The sequence below is a fragment of the Leptothermofonsia sp. ETS-13 genome (genome assembly GCF_049200465.1).
Classification (GTDB): Bacteria; Cyanobacteriota; Cyanobacteriia; order Leptolyngbyales; family Leptolyngbyaceae; genus Leptothermofonsia.
Map to the genome: position 1 here is coordinate 1,914,949 of NZ_CP120836.1, position 18,311 is coordinate 1,933,259.

General features: G+C 50.9%; 10 protein-coding genes and 1 pseudogene. 8 read left to right on the forward strand and 3 right to left on the reverse strand.

Annotation, left to right across the window (positions count from 1 at the left end; all coding sequences use genetic code 11):
- Positions 1–28: 28 nt before the first annotated feature.
- On the forward strand, positions 29–952 hold the full coding sequence (locus tag P4D80_RS08575; protein ID WP_421658641.1) for a glycosyltransferase family 2 protein: 924 nt from the start codon (positions 29–31) through the stop codon (positions 950–952).
- A gap of 208 nt (positions 953–1,160) precedes the next feature.
- Positions 1,161–2,969 carry a glycosyltransferase family 2 protein gene (locus P4D80_RS08580; protein WP_421658643.1) on the forward strand — a complete coding sequence of 603 codons (1,809 nt, stop codon included), beginning with the start codon at positions 1,161–1,163 and terminating at the stop codon, positions 2,967–2,969.
- A gap of 137 nt (positions 2,970–3,106) precedes the next feature.
- Here P4D80_RS08580 and P4D80_RS08585 read toward each other — a convergent pair whose 3' ends face one another.
- Complete coding sequence (locus tag P4D80_RS08585; protein WP_421658645.1) at positions 3,107–4,471, reverse strand: hypothetical protein; 1,365 nt, start codon at positions 4,469–4,471, stop codon at positions 3,107–3,109.
- Between the two features lie 246 nt (positions 4,472–4,717).
- Complete coding sequence (locus tag P4D80_RS08590) at positions 4,718–4,915, reverse strand: hypothetical protein (protein WP_421658646.1); 198 nt, start codon at positions 4,913–4,915, stop codon at positions 4,718–4,720.
- 316 nt (positions 4,916–5,231) lie between these two features.
- Here P4D80_RS08590 and glyA point away from each other — a divergent pair, with 316 nt between their 5' ends.
- The 5 genes from glyA to aroQ all read left to right on the forward strand — a co-directional run bounded on the left by glyA (position 5,232) and on the right by aroQ (position 10,523).
- Positions 5,232–6,515, forward strand: a complete 1,284-nt coding sequence (glyA, locus tag P4D80_RS08595) for a serine hydroxymethyltransferase (protein WP_421658647.1) — start codon at positions 5,232–5,234, stop codon at positions 6,513–6,515.
- A gap of 738 nt (positions 6,516–7,253) precedes the next feature.
- Positions 7,254–8,312: a glycosyltransferase family 4 protein gene (locus tag P4D80_RS08600; RefSeq protein WP_421658649.1), complete on the forward strand. Its 1,059-nt coding sequence runs from the start codon at positions 7,254–7,256 to the stop codon at positions 8,310–8,312.
- Between the two features lie 163 nt (positions 8,313–8,475).
- Positions 8,476–9,738, forward strand: a complete 1,263-nt coding sequence (locus tag P4D80_RS08605) for a competence/damage-inducible protein A (RefSeq protein ID WP_421658650.1) — start codon at positions 8,476–8,478, stop codon at positions 9,736–9,738.
- A 177-nt stretch (positions 9,739–9,915) separates the two neighbouring features.
- Complete coding sequence (locus P4D80_RS08610; protein ID WP_421658652.1) at positions 9,916–10,050, forward strand: hypothetical protein; 135 nt, start codon at positions 9,916–9,918, stop codon at positions 10,048–10,050.
- A gap of 26 nt (positions 10,051–10,076) precedes the next feature.
- Positions 10,077–10,523 (forward strand): type II 3-dehydroquinate dehydratase, encoded by a 447-nt coding sequence (aroQ, locus tag P4D80_RS08615; RefSeq protein WP_421658653.1) that lies wholly within the window; start codon positions 10,077–10,079, stop codon positions 10,521–10,523.
- Positions 10,524–11,014: 491 nt separating this feature from the next.
- Here the strand turns inward: aroQ and P4D80_RS08620 are convergent.
- A pseudogene (locus tag P4D80_RS08620) lies at positions 11,015–11,744 on the reverse strand (IS1 family transposase).
- A gap of 509 nt (positions 11,745–12,253) precedes the next feature.
- Between P4D80_RS08620 and P4D80_RS08625 the strand changes: the two are divergent.
- Complete coding sequence (locus P4D80_RS08625; protein ID WP_421658654.1) at positions 12,254–18,079, forward strand: alpha-2-macroglobulin family protein; 5,826 nt, start codon at positions 12,254–12,256, stop codon at positions 18,077–18,079.
- Positions 18,080–18,311 lie beyond the last annotated feature (232 nt).

Sequence of the window (18,311 nt, forward strand, 5' to 3'; positions counted from 1 at the left end):
TAGCAACTAACAACTAACAACTTCTCATATGAGCCAAGCCAGACCGATCGTTTCAGTGGTTATGCCTTGCTACAACCAGGGTAAATATGTTGATGAAGCGGTAGGCAGTGTTTTGAACCAGACCTTCCAGAGCTTTGAAATTATTCTGATCAATGATGGCTCTACCGATGAAGAAACCAACCAGATTCTTGGCAATTACCAGAAACCGGGTGTCACGGTTCTTCATACAGAAAATCGGGGTCCGGCGGCGGCTCGCAATACAGGCATTCAATACGCTCGTGGACAGTACATTTTGCCACTGGATGCTGACGATCGCATCGCGCCCACCTATTTAGAACAGGCCGTCAGAATTTTGGACGAAAATCCGAATGTGGGGATTGTCTACTGCGAAGCCGAATTTTTTGGTGAGAAGACAGGCAAATTTGACCTGCCCGGATTTAACTTTCCAGGCATTTTGTTAGGCAACATGATTTTCAATTCCAGCTTTTATCGAAAAGCTGACTGGGAAAAGGTTGGCGGGTACAAAAATGACTTTCGCGGTTGGGAGGACTATGACTTCTGGCTATCCCTGATTGAGCTGGGCAGAGAAGTCGTCAGAATTCCCGAAGTCCTCTACTATTACCGTCAGATCAACAGTTCCAGAAGCAACTCCATGACTCGCCAAAGCTGGATAGAGGACTACACCCACCTGTTCAGAAATCATACAGAACTGTATTCCCAAAACATCAGTGCCCTGTTTGAGCACATTATTGATTTGAGGGAAGATGTCCAGCACACCCATGCCCGCCTCAATGAAACCCTCAAACTGCTCTTTGAAGCAGACGAGCAACGGCAAAAAGCCGAGAACCAACGACAGCAAGCTGAAGACCAACTCCGCACCATTCAAAACAGCAGATTTGGTCGTTTATACAATGGGTACGTCAAACTCAAAAAGCTTTTAGGACAATCATGAACCAGCCCGGTTAGGACAGACCGTAGAGGCGCAAACCCGATATACTGCACTCTGAACCCTGTCCCCTAATCTCTGGGCACTTCGTTATAGCGGTAGTCATTGTGGCTAGGACGGGGTACAGGGGTTCCACCCTTGGCTGGGGGCGAAGCCCCCACTCCCTCTCTAATTCCAATGTCCTAACGCACCTGCGTAGAGCTATATGCCAGCGATGAGTCCTTCTAAATTGATTACCAAGTTAGGCAAGCTGTTCAAAATTTGGCGCGAGCGAGGAACCTATGGAACCCTGCGTTTTCTCTACCGCCGCATTCAGGAGTCCCGGAGAGGTCAATTCACTTATGATCAATGGGTTACGAACCATAGGCTGACGCGATCGCAAATTCAGGAAGCCAAACGGCAGATTGAGCAATGGGAACTGCGACCCAAATTTTCGGTCATTCTGCCGGTCTACAACGTAGAGGCGCAGTGGCTGGAAAAAGCGATCCAGTCTGTTTTGAACCAGATTTATCCTGATTGGGAACTCTGCATCGCTGATGACGCCTCGCCCGCCCCTCACATCAAGCCTCTCCTGACCCGTTACAGCAAACTCGACCCACGTATCAAAGTTGTCTTTCGTCCCGAAAACGGCAATATTGTTGCAGCCAGCAATTCAGCTCTGGAACTGGCAACTGGGGATTACATTGCTTTATTGGATCATGATGATGAACTGGCGATCGACGCCCTGTTTGAAACCGCAAAACTGATTAACCAGCATCCCGATGCCGACTTTATTTACAGTGACGAAGACAAAATTGACACCCAGGGCAAGCGAAAAGATCCCTTCTTCAAGCCCGACTGGTCTCCCGACTACTTTCATGCCTGCATGTACACCTGTCATTTAGGCGTCTACCGGACTAACCTGATCCGTGAAATTGGCGGCTTTCGCCCTGGCTACGATGGCTCCCAGGATTACGATCTAGTACTGCGGGTGGTGGAAAAAACCCGTAACATCTACCATCTACCCAAAATCCTGTACCATTGGCGCATCATTCCTGCCTCCGTCACGGCTGGTGGAGAACAGGCAAAACCGTGGGCATATATCGCTGCCCGCAAAGCCCTGGAAGATATGCTGGCACGCAGCCCCTACCCGGGATGGGTGGAAGAAACACCCCGTCCAGGTTTCTGGCGAGTGCGCCGCCATATCGTTGGAGAACCCCTTATCAGTATCATCATTCCCAGTGCTGGTCGGGTCATGGAGACCCCCAAAGGGCCTCTAAACGTCCTGGAGAATTGTATTCAAAGCATTCAGCGCAGCACCTACCCTAATTTTGAAATCGTTGTCGTAGATGGCTACGACATTCCAGCCCCAACCCTGGAGACACTTCTGCAGCCTGCCGTAGAATCCCCTACCATTCGCCTTGTTCGCTGTGCAGAACCATTTAACTTCGCCCAGCGCATTAATTTGGGAGCGCAAAATGTCCATGGAGATTTTCTGCTGCTGCTCAACGATGACACGGAAGTCCTGACCTCCGACTGGTTAGAATCCATGTTGGAGTTTGCCCAACAGACTGAAATTGGCGCGGTAGGAGCAAAACTTTTGTTTCCAGATGGCAGGATTCAACATGCTGGAGTGATGGTGCTGGATGGGAATGCGGGTCATGCTTTTCATGGAGCGGATGGCGATCATCCTGGCTACTTCTGCTCCAATGTGGTCAACCGCAACTATCTCGGCGTGACGGCGGCCTGCCTGATGATGCGTAGCGAGCTTTTCTTCCAACTCGGCGGCATGGATGAGCAGTTTCCGTTGAACTACAACGATGTTGATCTGTGTTTGAAAGCCCATCAGGCAGGCTATCGCAATGTAGTGACCCCCTACGTCCAACTCATCCACTACGAATCGGCCAGCCGCCCGAAAGGATTAAATCCAAACGAATGGGAAAACCTGAACCGCAAGTGGGGAGCCTATTTTAAGAAACTCAAATATGACCCTTACTACAATCCCAACCTTTCTTACCGGACAGTCAACTTTGAGCTTGGGTAAGGGTAAGGGGTGGATGGGGGAGTGAGTGATAGGGTAACGGGGTGATAGGGTGAGGTTTCTTTACTCCATTACTCCCACCCATCCACCCATCCACCCTCCATCGCACCTTCACTCTTTCCCTCATCCCTCACCTGTCCCTAATGCTTAACCAGGTACATGAACCAGCCTGAAGGGTTGACTGGGATAGTCACGGTGGTTCCGGGGGGTGCCTGCTCAAACTCAGCTACATATTCCTGGAAGTTTAGGTCAGGCAAGGGGGAATGCTGCCAGTCTCCGACAATGCCAGTGAACATGATGGCTAAAGCGGCGATCGCCACAAACCTTACCCCCCGCGATCGCCTTTGTCCCGTCAACCAGACCAGGGAAACTGCAAACGCAACCATTGGAATAAACCAGTAACGGGTACTGAATCCTGGCTCACAGAGCTTTTCCCAGGCGATCGTGGCGGACAACAGCGATGCTGTGAAAATAAGCACCCCATAAAGCACCAGCATCCGCAGCTCTAAAGGAGCGTTGAAAAGAACATAGGCGAGGGCGAGTAAACCCAATCCCATCACTAAAAATGCAAACAGGGTATAACCAGGGGATGGGGGAAAGAAACTTTGATAGCCGTTTTGTCCAACCAGGGTACCCAGAAAAACCTGACCTGCCAGAATTTTGGTGAATAATTCGAGTGTTGTTTCCGATGCTTCAGCAGAGCGAACGGTAGCGGCTGTAAACAGAATCGCAATTCCCTGGATCAGAGCACCTGACGCTAATCCCAAAACTAACTTGGCCAACCAGCGATTGTGACGCAGTTGCCAGTAAATAAGTGCAACAGGAATCAGCAAAATGGCGAAGGGGCCAGTCAGTGCCGATAAAACCACCACTCCCCCATCAAACCAGCGCCAGCAGTTAGATTTACTGGGTGGTGCCAGAATCACCATGCCAGCTAACAGCGCCAGATACCACTGACTGTTTGAAATATTGCCGTGGATTTCAGAAGTGTTGGGTAGCCCCAGATAGATAAAAGCCAAAAACAACCGGTGAGAAAGATTTGGAATTAAGGGAGCAAAACGGGGAGAAACCAGGAGGGTAACTGGCAAGACCTGAATGATCAGTGCAATCAGATTGAGCAGTAGAGGTGCCCATCCCAGTGGAAATGGCTGAACCAGCGAAGCTGCCAATCTCTGCGTAACACATAGATACCCTGCATAGGGCAGAAAAAGAGATTGGAAAATTCCTAAATTATAAGCATCAGAATAAAAAACAGTTCCATCTTCAGCCCAAAACTGGGCATTCAAAAGCCGCTCTGGTTCCCTTGATAGTAAAACGACAAAAGCAATGAGAATGACAGCGCTGTGGAAGCGCCAGGTAACAGTGTCTGGGAATCGCCAGTTAATAGGAAAGGGGCTTTCCATACGGCTGCGCCCGATACCCTCTACGTTAATAATTTTCACTGACTGATGCTCCTGAAAACAGGCCAGGGGCAGCAAGGAACAGGTAGACCGACTCTGGTACACTGCTTTTCCATGAGAAACATGTCATGAGGCAGATATTTCATGAGGCAGATATTGATGTACATCAGCCGGGCACATCCCAAAGAAGGGCGATCGCACCTTAACCTGGATACTGAGAAAACCGTGAGATCACGGGGTAGAACGCAAATCGTAATGCTTTTTAAGTTGTTAATACCTTGTCAGATCCACCAACCACGGTAAGAGCCAGCAACCATTGGGTTGAGAAATGGGGAATAATCCAATCCCATTTCATTGAATATTGGCAATGCGAAAGCCCATTGCACACTCAAATTGATCGGGTTGTTGCTCTGCCAGCTTGCGAATGGCATGACCACAGCGAAGTTGCCCTCCGCTCCAACGAGGTTGACCGCTTTGGTCAGCCAACAAACAGCCCTGACAAATCTTATGAGGGGGAATGAGCTGATTGTCCATAAGGATGACAAGCATGGCACACCTTCCGTGAACTCCCAGATCCCTAAATCCATTTTAGGGCAGGATTTTTGATGCGCGAGATCGCTGCACACCAGCTTAATATGTCTAATATTTGCCTCAGGTATCACAGTAGACATGTTACTGATTGTCTTTGTCTATACCGTAAAGAAAATTCTTTATGGGAATTTTATTTGCGATCGCCGTCGGCTTCCAGACAGGAGTATTATGATTTGTTCGGGTGAGATTTTTTACCCACACTGCTGTCGCTAGCATGGAGGTAGGCAGGCTTCTGCTTTACAACCGATTCAACATTTTCTGAGGGGCTACTGTTGTGACTCGTACAAACCTTGATTTCCTTGCTGAAACAGACCCAGCGATCGCCGAAATTATCCAGAATGAACTTCAGCGTCAGCGAGACCATTTGGAGCTGATTGCCAGCGAGAACTTCACTTCCGCTGCGGTGCTGGCCGCTCAAGGCTCCGTGTTAACCAACAAATACGCTGAAGGGCTTCCCGGTAAACGCTACTATGGTGGTTGTGAATTTATTGACCAGGCAGAACAGTTGGCGATCGATCGCATCAAACAACTGTTTGGAGCCGCTCACGCCAATGTGCAACCCCACTCTGGAGCTCAGGCAAACTTTGCCGTTTTCCTAGCGTTGCTTAAACCGGGAGACACCTTCATGGGGATGGATCTATCCCACGGAGGGCACCTGACCCACGGTTCCCCTGTGAATGTATCCGGCCTCTGGTTTAATAAGCAGCACTACGGGGTCAACAAGGACACAGAACGACTGGACTTTGACCAGATCCGCGATCTGGTGCTTCAATATCGTCCCAAGCTCATTATCTGCGGCTACTCTGCCTATTCCCGCATTATTGAATTTGATAAGTTCCGGGCAATCGCTGATGAAGTCGGTGCTTACCTGATGGCAGACATTGCCCACATTGCCGGACTGGTTGCCAGTGGTCACCACCCCAATCCCATTCCCTACTGCGATGTTGTCACCACTACCACTCACAAGACTCTGCGCGGTCCCAGAGGGGGCTTAATTCTTACCCGTGACCCCGAACTAGGCAAAAAATTTGACAAAGCCGTCTTCCCTGGCTGCCAGGGTGGCCCACTGGAACATGTGATTGCCGCCAAAGCTGTTGCCTTTGGGGAAGCACTTAAACCAGAATTCAAAACCTATTGCGGCCAGGTAATTGAAAACGCTCGTGCTTTAGCTACTCAACTCCAGAAGCGTGGATTCAAGATTGTTTCTGGTGGGACGGACAATCACCTGATGCTGGTTGACCTGCGCTCCATTGGCATGACGGGTAAGGTCGCTGATCAACTGGTAAGCAAAGTGAACATCACGGCCAACAAAAACACCGTTCCCTTCGATCCAGAGTCTCCCTTTGTCACCAGTGGTCTGCGGCTCGGTTCCCCCGCCATGACAACCCGCGGCATGGGTGTAGCTGAATTTACCGAAATTGGTAACATCATCGCTGATCGCCTGCTCAATCCTGACGATGAAGCGATCGCTCAGGATTGCCAGAAACGAGTTGCTGACCTCTGCACCCGTTTCCCCCTCTATCCTCATTTGAACATTCCAGTGCCTGTCCTGGCTTGAGTCTCCTTCAAAATCTGCTTAACGCAAAAAGAGGTGTCATCGTACACCTCTTTTGTTTGGCGAATTTCACAGAGGGGAATGGGGATAGAGGGAGGGGGGAACAGGGGGAGGTTTCTTTACGAGAGTGTTCTGGAAACGGGGTTCTAACTCCTTGAAACCCTGATTCCCTCGAGCCCCTTTCCAGGATTGCCACAAAAAATTTGACAAACTCCATCACCCCTCCACCCTCCACCCCTCCACCCCATCACCCCTCCACTCATCCACTCATCCACTTATCCACCATAATCAATACCCTGTATCTGTCGCCAGCTCAGTACATTCACCCAGGCGGCAATGGTAGATTCACAAAAACCTCATACTTAAACTGGTAATTTCCCGCCAAAACTGTCTGGATCGAAGAGAAGAATTTAGAAAAAGGGGGTAGGCAAACTTTCTTAATCTCGGTTCTCAAAATCGGTTCTCCCAGTTCGCTGATGAAAAAGTAGCGTAGGCTTATCTTTCCTTCCAACGAAATCTTTGGAATATTGATTTTGTTTTCGTAATAAGCAAAGCTTATTACCAGACTCTCAAGAAAGCCGCAAGATCAAATCCAAAGAAAGTTCATGGGATTTCAGATTTTTGTTAGCCAAATCACTCAAAAGACGGCAAAATTGATTTCGATTAACAAAACTTAGTCGATCCTCGGCTGAAATATAGTACACTCTGCCTGTCGTTTGTCCTTGACCCCACACTTTCCAGATGCCTCACCATCTGTATCACCTAATTGCTTTCCTGGTTTCTGTCCTCGTCGTCCTCCTGACGACCCCGGTTATCAAGAAAATTGGACTTAAGGCCGGTTTAGTAGACCCGCCAGGCGGACGCAAAATTCATAAGCGTCCAATGGTTCGCCTGGGAGGAGTTTCCATTTTTGCAGGAACTCTGATTGCACTCCTGGTTGTCTGGTGGACCGGAGGTTTTGGTAGTCTACCCCCTGACAAGGAATATGAAGTCTGGGGAGTCACACTGGGCGGGCTTGCCTTTTTTCTGATTGGTCTGGCCGATGACCTGTTTACCCTCCCCGCTCTGAGTCGATTGGTCATGCAAATGGTTGTAGCCGGGATGGCATGGCAGGCAGGAGTACAGGTTAACTTCCTTACAATTCCTTTTTTAGGCCTAGTTCAGCTACAGGATTGGGTTAGTCTTGCCATCACTGTTATCTGGCTGGTTGGTATGGCAAACGCGATCAATATGATCGATGGCCTGGATGGTTTGGCCGCCGGGGTTTCTGGGATTGCAGCGATCGTCATGATGGTAGTTTGTTTATTTATGAAACAACCTGCGGCGGCGCTAATTGCAGCGGCGCTGGCAGGGGGGGCGCTGGGATTCCTTCGCTATAACTTCAATCCTGCACAGATATTTATGGGCGATGGGGGAGCCTATTTTATGGGCTTTACTCTGGCAGGAATTGGGGTCATTGGTTTGGTCAAGGGGGTGACAACGGTTGCTGTTTTGTTGCCTTACCTGATTCTGGCGGTTCCCATTTTGGATATTTCTTCAGTAGTGGTCGATCGCCTGAGCCGTGGAAAATCACCCTTTGCGGCTGATAAGCGCCACCTCCATCACCGATTGCTCAAAGCGGGTCTACCTCAACGGATGATTGTGCTATTTATCTATTCCCTAACGCTTTGGGTCGGTAGCCTGGCAATGGCAATCTCTAATATGCCAAGTGGTTGGGGGTATGCGATTGGTGCAACGGTTTTACTGCTCTATATTAGTTGGCAGGTCTGGAAAACAGCCCGTCGTCAGCCGCAGGTGTGAAGGGATGGGTGGATGGGTGGATGAGTTTTGAGTTCTGAGTTTTGAGTTCTGAATTGCTCCAATACCTGATCCCTGGCCCCTGGCTCCCAGCCCCCAATCCCTGTCTCCTAACTCCTGGCTTCTTTCCTCTCCTTCTTCCTTTTTCCTGGTAAAACTCCTCCTAATGGCTGGCTCTGCTGAAATTATTTGTGTTGGAACGGAATTACTGCTAGGCGATATTGTCAATACCAATGCGCAGTTTCTGGCGAAGGAACTGGCAAAGTTAGGAATTGCCCACTATTACCAAACTGTGGTAGGGGATAACCCGGAGCGTATCAAAAGGGCGATCGCGATTGCGGGCGATCGCGCCCAACTCCTCATTTTCACAGGTGGTTTAGGTCCCACCCCCGATGACCTTACCCACGCTACTCTGGCAGACTTTTTTCAGGTTCCACTGATTGAACGCCCAGAAGTTCTAGAAGATATTCTTCAGAAGTTTGCCAGGCGGGGGCGAACCATGACCCCCAACAACCGTAAACAGGCCCTCCTCCCGGAGGGAGCAAAAATTCTCACCAACTCGTCCGGAAGTGCGCCGGGGATTATCTGGAATCCTCGCCCTAATCTCACCATTCTGACTTTTCCAGGGGTACCCGCTGAAATGCGGCAAATGTGGGAAGAGGTAGCCGTTCCCTATTTGAGAAGCCAGGGTTGGGGACAGACCACAATCTATAGCCGCACTCTTAAGTTCTGGGGAATTGCAGAATCCACTCTGGCAGAAAAGGTCAATTCCTTTTTTGACCTGCAAAACCCCACGGTTGCTCCCTACGCCAACAACGGCGAAGTCAAGTTACGGATCTCGGCCCTCGCCAGTTCGGAGGCAATCGCTCGTGAGTTAATTGAGCCGGTGGAGCAAAAACTGCGCCAAATTGGCGGGTTGGACTGCTACGGTGCCGATGACGATAGTCTGGCATCCGTTGTCGGGGCTTTGTTGAAGGCAAACCAGTCCACCCTGGCAGTAGCGGAATCCTGTACAGGCGGGGGACTAGGCAGCATGATCACGGCGATCGCCGGAAGTTCCAGTTACTTTTGGGGTGGAATCATTTCCTACGATAATTCTGTGAAAGTGGGTTTGCTGGGAGTCCAGTCAGAAGACCTAGCAACCCACGGTGCTGTCAGCCATGAGGTTGCTAAACAGATGGCAACAGGGGTGCGCGATCGCCTGGGCACTACTTGGGGACTCAGCATCACCGGAATCGCCGGACCCGATGGCGGCACTGAAACAAAACCTGTTGGCCTGGTTTACATTGGTATAGCAAAAGCAGATGGTGCTCAAAGCTTCAAACACCATTTTGGCGCAACCCGTGGCCGAGACTGGATTCGCCATCTCAGTGCCTGTACTGCTCTCGATCACTTGCGGCGACAGTTGTTAGTGGGAGGTGAGGGGTAGTGGAGGGGTGGATGATTCAGCCAAATTCTTAATCTTCTGTTTGCCATCTGTTGTCAAATTGATAAATTGGGTACAATTTTTATATGTAATCAGGTTAGGCTAAAAATCTGACGTGAGATCCATCGCGACAAGAAACGTAGATAAAAGCTGAGCCGTAGCGAAGGAGCTATCTGTTCAATGGACTACCTTGATAAGGTGCTTGAGAAACTTAAGGAATGGGCTCGTAAGTTAATTGAAGCGCTTTTGGGATCTGAGCCTCAGCCCGAAGCTGAGCCGATTCCTGTGCCGGTCAATGACCCTCAACGCCGTTAAGTAGTTCGCTGATTGGGAAATCTGGATTGTTTAGTATTTTGGTACTTCACGGGCCAAACCTGAATCTCCTGGGTAAACGTGAGCCTGGGGTTTATGGTTCTGTACCACTCGAAGCAATTAATTCGTTACTAGAGAATGAGGCGAAGGCAGTAGGTGCCATCGTCTCTATTTTTCAGTCCAATCATGAGGGAGCTTTGGTGGATGCTATCCATGCTGCTGCGGATCGGCATCAGGGGTTAGTGATCAATGCGGGAGCTTACACCCACACCAGTGTGGCGATTCGAGACGCGATCGCGGCTGTTAACCTACCAACAGTTGAAGTTCATTTAAGCAATATCTATCGTCGTGAAGAATTTCGCCACCACTCCTATATTGCGCCAGTGGCGATCGGGCAGATCAGTGGTTTTGGATCGGATAGCTATATTCTGGGATTGCAAGCTCTAGTCAGGCACCTGAAGAAGTCTGCCAGGTAAGCAGGTGTTGAAGAAGTAGTAGATCGAAACAAAAGTTTTGAAGGGAGTGGAGGGGGTGAAACCCCCTTCTGGGGGCGAAGCCCCACTCCTCCATGTTGCAAAATTTAGTGTTTGCAACACTAGTGGATCACTTGCTACGGTTTTAGCCATTAGTTGTCTGCCGAAGCCACCTGCGTCGCTCGTTTAATTGCCTTCTGCCATCCGCTAGGGTTTAAATGGTAGTACCGAATTATGCCACTACGAGGATCACGCGATCGACGATCAGATGGAAAAACTATGGCCAAACCCACTCACGATCAGCACCGACATATTTGCGCTTTAACGCGAGCGGGAGAGACACCGAACCGTATCCTTGAACGAAATCCTATTGGTTGAACGAAATCCCTTTGGTGCAAACGCTTGACTCCTTGAAGATGCTCTTTGAGCGCTTCAATCATGGAATCTGGCAGCATCGTTACTCGACTTTCATGCCCCTTTGCATCTCGGTAGTCCTAAACAAGTAAGGAAGAGTTGGAGTGGTGAACGAAGTACCAGATGATCGCCCCGATGTGATTCTCCAGGTTTCTGGAAAATGACAGGGTCTTGCGAAGCAGTCTCGAAACCTGTTGCCGTAAGGTGCAGTTAAACCGTTCGATGTAGCTGGTTTTGCCACTCTCTTTGCCGACACTATGATGCCGCTTACTAGGGAATACCTCATCGTAAACTGACCAGAAATCGCTATAGGAGGCGGCCCACTGTCGATACACAACGGGTAAGGCAGACCACAATCCTTTTTGCCCCCTGGCAGCTACGGGCACCAACATACACTCCAACAAGTTCTCGGGTTACCACATCTAAGGCTAGCCAAATCCACAGGTTGTTCCCCTGGTTGCCCACAAATGACTACATCTCGTCACACTGGATCGTCAAACGTCCTTTTTTTACCGACACCTCGACCTGCGGAGGCACTGCTTCATATTTGGCATTGACATAACTTTGCAGCCAAGGCTCTCAAACACCTGCTACTCTTGCTATTCCAGCTCAAGGGAGCTTCTCCAATAACAGTTTGTCAATCAAGATTTTGGTTCCCTGAGCAATGCGTTTGTTTTGAGGGACTTCAACAAACTGTCTGCCACACTCGGGGCACTTAAAGTTCTGCTTGCCATTGTGAATTCTGCCATTTTTGACCGTGTAAGTTGATTGACAAGCAGGACACGGGGGAGAGCAATCGACATAAACCATTTGGTGTTGCTGAAAAGCAATATGAATCGGAACGAAGTTTCGAGCATAGAGCGCCTAGTTCATACCTGGATTCTCAGCAATGCCAAACATTTGAGGTCGCGTTGTCTTATCCATCTTTCTTTACATCTTCAGGACTACCATTTCAAACTGAAAAATCATTATGATTTGGGCTCTATCAGTAAGAGCGATAGCCCTAAGTGTTTTGCTATGTCTCTATCGCCATGTTTTGCGGATTGATTGCCATAGATTGATGAAACTGAGCGGGCTAAGCGACCTGAAAAACTGCCCGTCGTCACACGTGTGCTGAACTGTGGTGGCAGAGGTGTGCGAAGCCCACTCGATGAATATGCGATCGCTCTTTCCCTTATCTCCAAAACATTGCTATGCATAGCCGATTTGTTGAACCAGTGGCAGGTAAAGATTTGTTGATAATCCCGGAAACTCAACCATTTCACCATGTAGGAATGATGTCATAGCTTATAGAGCGTTCGTGGCAGTGGGGTAGGCTCATGGGTGGTTGGGAGCGGGTCAAGCTGGTCGGGTTATTCCTGGTTGGACTCATTCTCGTTTTGAAAATGGGTGGCTGTAGTACAGCAAACCTCACCATTGGCAACGCTCCCCTCCCGACAGTGAGTCCTCTACCCGATCCTCAGTTGCCGGACTGGATCGAGCAGATCAGCCCCTTAGGAGAAGCGGCACCCACAGCCCAAATCCGAATTCGCTTCAAAGAGTCACTCATCCCCGTTGAAAGCCTGGAGAGCAAAGACCAGCAGGAGATTCTCAAAAAATTTGAACTGGTGCCGCCCCTGCCGGGGCAATTTCGCTTTCTGACGCCGCGCATGGTTGGCTTTCAGGCAGAGCAGGCAACACCCAAGGCAACCCGTGTCAGAGTGACCTTAAAAGCGGGGCTGGCAGATTTGAAAAACCACCGTCTGGATCAAGACCTGGCCTGGACATTCAATACTGAGCCGATTAAGTTCCTGAATCTTCCGAGTTCTCCCCCTATGGGTTCTCCGGCGGGCGAAAGTAATGAACCGTTCGACACCAAGCCAGTCTTTAAAATTACGGCTAACACCGAACTGGACCTAGAGTCCTTAAAAGAGCACCTGAAGCTCATGCCTCCAGGGGAGAACAAGGGGGTGCTGCTGAAGGTCAATTTGCAGCAGGAAGAAGACACTCAGGCGGAAGCGCCAATTCCTGAAGAAGCCTTTGATAGTTCCGAGAAAAGCTGGATGTATGCAGTTGAACCTCAGCAAGCACTGGCTAAGGCAACCCGCTACAGGCTAGAAATCTCCCCCGGTGTACGTCCTGTAAAGGGCAATCTGCCAAGTGAGGCTGTATTTGCTAGCCAGATTGAGACTTTCTCGCCGCTGGCCTTTCAGAAGTTGAGTTATTATGGACAACCGGATGCTGCAGGGGCGCTTGGTCGGTTTGTGCAAGGAGCCGCTCAGTTAGAATTCAACAATGGGCTGAACGCAGAGTCCGCGATCGCCAACATCTCAATCAGTCCGCCGCCTGAGAAGGATTTGCCGCTGGTGCAAGCCTATGAGGGCGATCGCCTTGTCAGGCTTAATCCCTGGGCCTTGAAACCGGCAACCAGCTATACGATCACCGTGGGTTCTGGGCTGAAGGATAAATTTGGGCAGACCCTGGGCAAACCTATCACGGTGCAATACAACACAGGAGATGTTGCGCCGGAGATCTGGGCTCCTTCTGGCTTACATATCTTTCCGACAGGCAAAGATTTGCAACTGAACATTTCAACCGTCAATCTGCAAAGCTACCAGTCAGCGTTTGCTGTTGTCCGGCCAACCGATCTGGTCTATTACGACTCGGCCTATCCCAAAGAAGGTGGTGGGTTGTTGCCCAACCCTTCGACCTGGAAAAGTACTCCAATCCAGAGCCAGAACAACCAGTCAACCGATATCCCGGTGCCACTGCAAAAGCAGTTAGGCGGCCCAACTGGGATGCTGGCCTATGGTGTGCAGGCCCGCACCAACTCCTATTGGGAAGGGAATCAGGAAAAATGGCGGGAGCCCACCATCTATGGACTGGTGCAGTTGACCAATCTGGGAGTGTTTGCCCAGTGGTTTCCAGAATCGGGTATGGTGCGGGTTCATCACCTGTCCGATGGTTCTGCCGTGCCCAATGCCGCAATTCAGATTTACCAGTCCAGACTAGAGGCAAAATCTGAGGCGACGGCCTCGCCCTGTGCTAGCGGCAAAACGGGCAAAGATGGCACACTGCTGCTGACTCGCCAGAATTTGCAAGCGTGCATGGGGGGAAACAGCTTTACCAACCCGCCCAGGCTATTAGTGATTGCGCAGGAAGGAAAGGATTGGGCATTCGCCCGCACCCATGAGTACAGCGGTGCCTATGACTACGGGATTGATGCTGGATGGCAGAGTAATAAGCCGGAGTCGCGGGGGACAATCTTTAGCGATCGCCAGCTCTACCAGCCTGGAGAAACCGTTAGCCTGACCGGGTTTGCCTACTACCTGCAAAACGGCACCCTGAAGCAAGACAAAAAAGCTCGCTACACTCTCACATTGGAAGGTCCGAACGGACTAAAAAAGGCTCTGGGAAATCAGACCACCAATGAATTTGGCAGCTTTTCTCTGGAATTGCCAATTGAGGCCAACCAGCCGCTTGGCTATTACTATGTGAAAGCAAAAGCTGACAACGGCGTTGAACTTTCAGGAGAATTTCGGGTTGCCGAATTTAAGCCACCCAATTTCAAAGTAGAACTGACCCTCAGTGGTGGGGAGCAGGGGAGCCAGGAAAGCCGGGAGCCCGATCAAACAGCTTACCCCAACGCCCAACCCACACCCCATGCTGATGTGATCGCCCTGGCTGGAAGAAACATTGAAGCGAAGATTCAGAGCAGCTACTTGTTTGGTTCTCCTGTAGAGGGCGGTAAGACCAACTTCTATGTCACCCGGCAACAGGCAGACTTTACCCCCAAAGGTTGGGATGGCTTTTCCTTTGGACGCCGCTGGTTCTGGCCGGAAGAAACCCCTGTTGTCTCTAGTGATGTGTTGCAAACCAGCCATGTACTCAACAACAGTGGTCAGAGTAGCCAGACCGTGAAAGTTGAAAAAGACCTTCCCTACCCTATGACCTACCGGGTCGATGTCCAAGTTTCAGATGTATCTAACCTGTCAGTGTCGGATTCCAAGAGCTTCTTGGCCTTACCGGGCGATCGCCTGGTGGGGTTGCAAAGTGACTTTGTTGCAACGGCGGGTAAAGAATTTCCGGTCAAAGTTATTGTCACTGATGCCTTTGGCAAACCCTATCCCAGTCAGCGGGTGCGCCTGGAACTGCAACAGATGAACTATAGCCGCGTGGCAAAACTGGTAGAAGGCAGCCGGATTGAGCAGAACCAGGTGGAATACAAGACCGTAGACAGCAAGGATGTGCAGACCGATGTCCAGCCTCAAACCGTGACCCTGACTCCACCCACCTCCGGGTCCTATCGCATCCGGGCCATGCTGAGCGGCAGTAGCGAAGCCAGCGCCACCGATATGCAAATTTGGGCAACGGGGGATTCTCCAGTGGGTTGGAGTAACCGCTACCGTAACAACCGCCTGGAAATTCAGCTGGATAAGAAGAGTTACCGATTGGGCGATACGGCCACGGCTCTGATCCAGTCCCCCTATCCCGATGCCGAACTTTACTTTGCTGTGGTGCGTCACAACGTTCTCTATAAAACGGTGACAAAGGTGAAAGGCGGTGCCCCCCAGGTTCAGTTCAAAGTCACATCCGATATGTTGCCCAATGCGGCGGTGGAGGCAGTGCTGGTGCGGCAGGGCAAACCTCTGGCGGAATTAGAGCCCAACAGTCTGGATAAACTAGTGCGAATTGGGTTTGCTCCCTTCTCCACTGATCTGAGCGGTCAATACCTGCAAGTCGAAACGGAAGTTACTCCCTCCCTCAACCCAGGGGACAACCAGACCCTGAAATTGACCCTCAGAAATGCCCAAAACCAGCCTGCTAAGGGACAACTCAGTGTAATGGTGGTCAATGAAGCGGTGTTGCAACTGACCGGGTATCGTCTACCCGATCTGGTCAAAACAGTGTACGCAGAACAGCCGATCTCGACCCGGTTGAGCGACAACCGTTCGGATGTAGTGCTGGAGCCACTGGCATCTCCGCTGGAAAAGGGCTGGGGCTATGGCGGTGGTCTTTCGGCTGGGGCGGGTAACACTCGCGTTCGGACGGACTTTAAGGCGCTGGCTTACTACAATCCGGCTGTGATGACGGATGAGATCGGCAATGCAACGGTGACATTCAAACTGCCCGATGATTTGACGACCTGGCGCGTAATGACCGTAGCGACAGATGGGAATCTGCATTTTGGGAATGGAGACACCACGTTCATCACCACCCAGCCCTTAATTGCCAGTCCGTTACTCCCTCAATTTGCCCGTCCGGGCGATCGCTTTGAAATTGGAACCTCCATTACCAACAACACAGGCCAGAGTGGCAATGTTTCTGTTAATGGCACGGTGACTCCGCCTTTGAAATTGGACCAATCGGGCAGCACGCAAGGACAGGTGGGAAATTCGGGCACAACAGCCTACCGCTTCCCGGTTGAAGTGCAGGGAACGGGAGAAGCCCAGGTGAAGTTCAGCACCCAGTTGGGCAACGCCACCGATGGCTTTGAGGTGCCTTTAGAAATTCGCACCCAGAATGTGACGGAACAGGTGGTTGAAACGGGCGCAACCAGTAATGAAGCGAAGATTCCAATTCAGGTGGATCCAAATGTGGCAAAAGATGTGGGTGGACTGGATGTTTCCCTTGCCAGCACGCTGGTTCCAACGCTCACCGCTCCCACCCGGCAGGTTCTGAACGAAACCAGTCTGCCGTTTTTGGAACCTGCTGCCAGCCAGTTAGCGATCGCCGCCAATCTGCAAACCCTCTCAAAAAATTACGGGCAGTCCTTTGCCGACTTTGAGCCGAAGCAACAGGCCCAGCAAGCAATGGAACGGATACTCCGACTCCAGAAACCCGAAGGGGGCTTTGCATCCTATCCCAGAGCCGAAAAATCCGATCCATTTGTGACTCCCTACGCGGCCCAGGCAATTGCGCAAGCCAATCGAGCTGGGGTAGAGATACAAAATTTTGCTGCCTTACAGACTTCGCTCAAAACCTACCTCAGCAACCTTCTGGCTAATCCTGGGCAGTATGAGTTCTGCAAAGAAGCCCTATGTAAGAACCAAGTGCGGTTGGCAGCACTGACCGCGCTGGCAGAACTGGGAGACCAACGCAGCGACTTTCTGGCAGACCTGTATGCCGCCCGCACTCAACTGGATCCGGTTGATCAGGTTAAACTAGCCCGTTATCTTTTCCGCTTTCCAGACTGGCAACAGGAAGCCAGGGCAATAGCAACCCAATTGCAGGAAACCGTTTATGAAACTGGGCGGACAGCTACGGTGAATTTGCCTCAAGGCTGGGGTTGGCTGAATTCTCCAACGGTTGCCCAGGCAGAAACCCTGCGACTGGCGATCGCCCAGAAAACCAAGCCGGAAATGATTGATCGACTGTTGCAGGGGCTGCTTACCCAGCGGCGAAACGGCACCTGGCCCAGCACCTACGACAATGCGGCAGCACTGACCGCGCTGGTGGAGTATAGTCAACTCCAGCCAACGCCACCCAACTTTGAAGCGATCGCCCAACTGGCAGGCAAAACCCTTATCAACACCAGATTCCAGGGTTATCAAAGATCCAGTGAGGCTGTAAAAGTTCCCATTAGCGATTTGCCTCAAAACCGCCACGATCTAGTGCTCCGGAAATCGGGATCGGGAGTGTTACATTACCTGGTTTCCTATCGCTACCGTTTGCAAGGCAGTCAACCCGGTCGCTTCAACGGGTTACGGGTGACCCGCACCATTCGTCCAGCCAACCAGGACAAGGTGCTGTTCAGAACTGGACTCTACGCCCCCGACCCCCTGAAGGTGTCTGCTGGGGAGGTGTACGATGTGGGGCTGGAAATCATCACCGACCATCCTGTTAACCATGTGGTCATTACCGATCCTCTTCCCGCCGGGTTTGAAGCGGTAGACAACAGCTTCCAGACCACCACTCCCTACTTTGAAGCCAAAGGCGATAGCTGGCAACTCGCTTATCAGACCATCTACAAAGATCGGGTGGTTGCCTATGGAGACAAACTCGACCCCGGTGTGTACTCCCCTCCACTATCTGGTTCGCTCCGTAACTCCCGGCACCTTCCTCTACCCCGGTGCAGAAGCCCACTTGCAATATGCTCCAGAGGAATTTGGGCGATCGGCCTCCTCAAGCTTAGAAGTTGCGGGAAGGTAAGGAAGTTGTTATAGCGAGCCTTCTTCAAATTTGAACGGGGTGCAGGGGTGGGACCCCTGGCTGGGAGCGCAGCCCCCACTCCCTCTCTAATTCCAATGTCCTAACGCACCCGCGTAAAGCTATATTTGTGAACGCTATAGTTAGACATCACCTCGCTAGTCCATATCCGGAGACTGAATCCGATTCATGAAGCGCTCAGTGCATTTGAACTGCTATAGAAGGCAGGGATGAGTTAAAGTTGCATAA

Bases quoted from the DNA above. Each gene is read 5' to 3' on its own strand.
- P4D80_RS08625 (WP_421658654.1), top strand. From the start codon at position 12,254: ATGGGTGGTTGGGAGCGGGTCAAGCTGGTCGGGTTATTCCTGGTTGGA.
- P4D80_RS08610 (WP_421658652.1), top strand. From the start codon at position 9,916: ATGGACTACCTTGATAAGGTGCTTGAGAAACTTAAGGAATGGGCTCGT.
- P4D80_RS08605 (WP_421658650.1), top strand. From the start codon at position 8,476: ATGGCTGGCTCTGCTGAAATTATTTGTGTTGGAACGGAATTACTGCTA.
- P4D80_RS08580 (WP_421658643.1), top strand. From the start codon at position 1,161: ATGAGTCCTTCTAAATTGATTACCAAGTTAGGCAAGCTGTTCAAAATT.
- P4D80_RS08600 (WP_421658649.1), top strand. From the start codon at position 7,254: ATGCCTCACCATCTGTATCACCTAATTGCTTTCCTGGTTTCTGTCCTC.
- P4D80_RS08590 (WP_421658646.1), bottom strand. From the start codon at position 4,915: ATGCTTGTCATCCTTATGGACAATCAGCTCATTCCCCCTCATAAGATT.
- P4D80_RS08575 (WP_421658641.1), top strand. From the start codon at position 29: ATGAGCCAAGCCAGACCGATCGTTTCAGTGGTTATGCCTTGCTACAAC.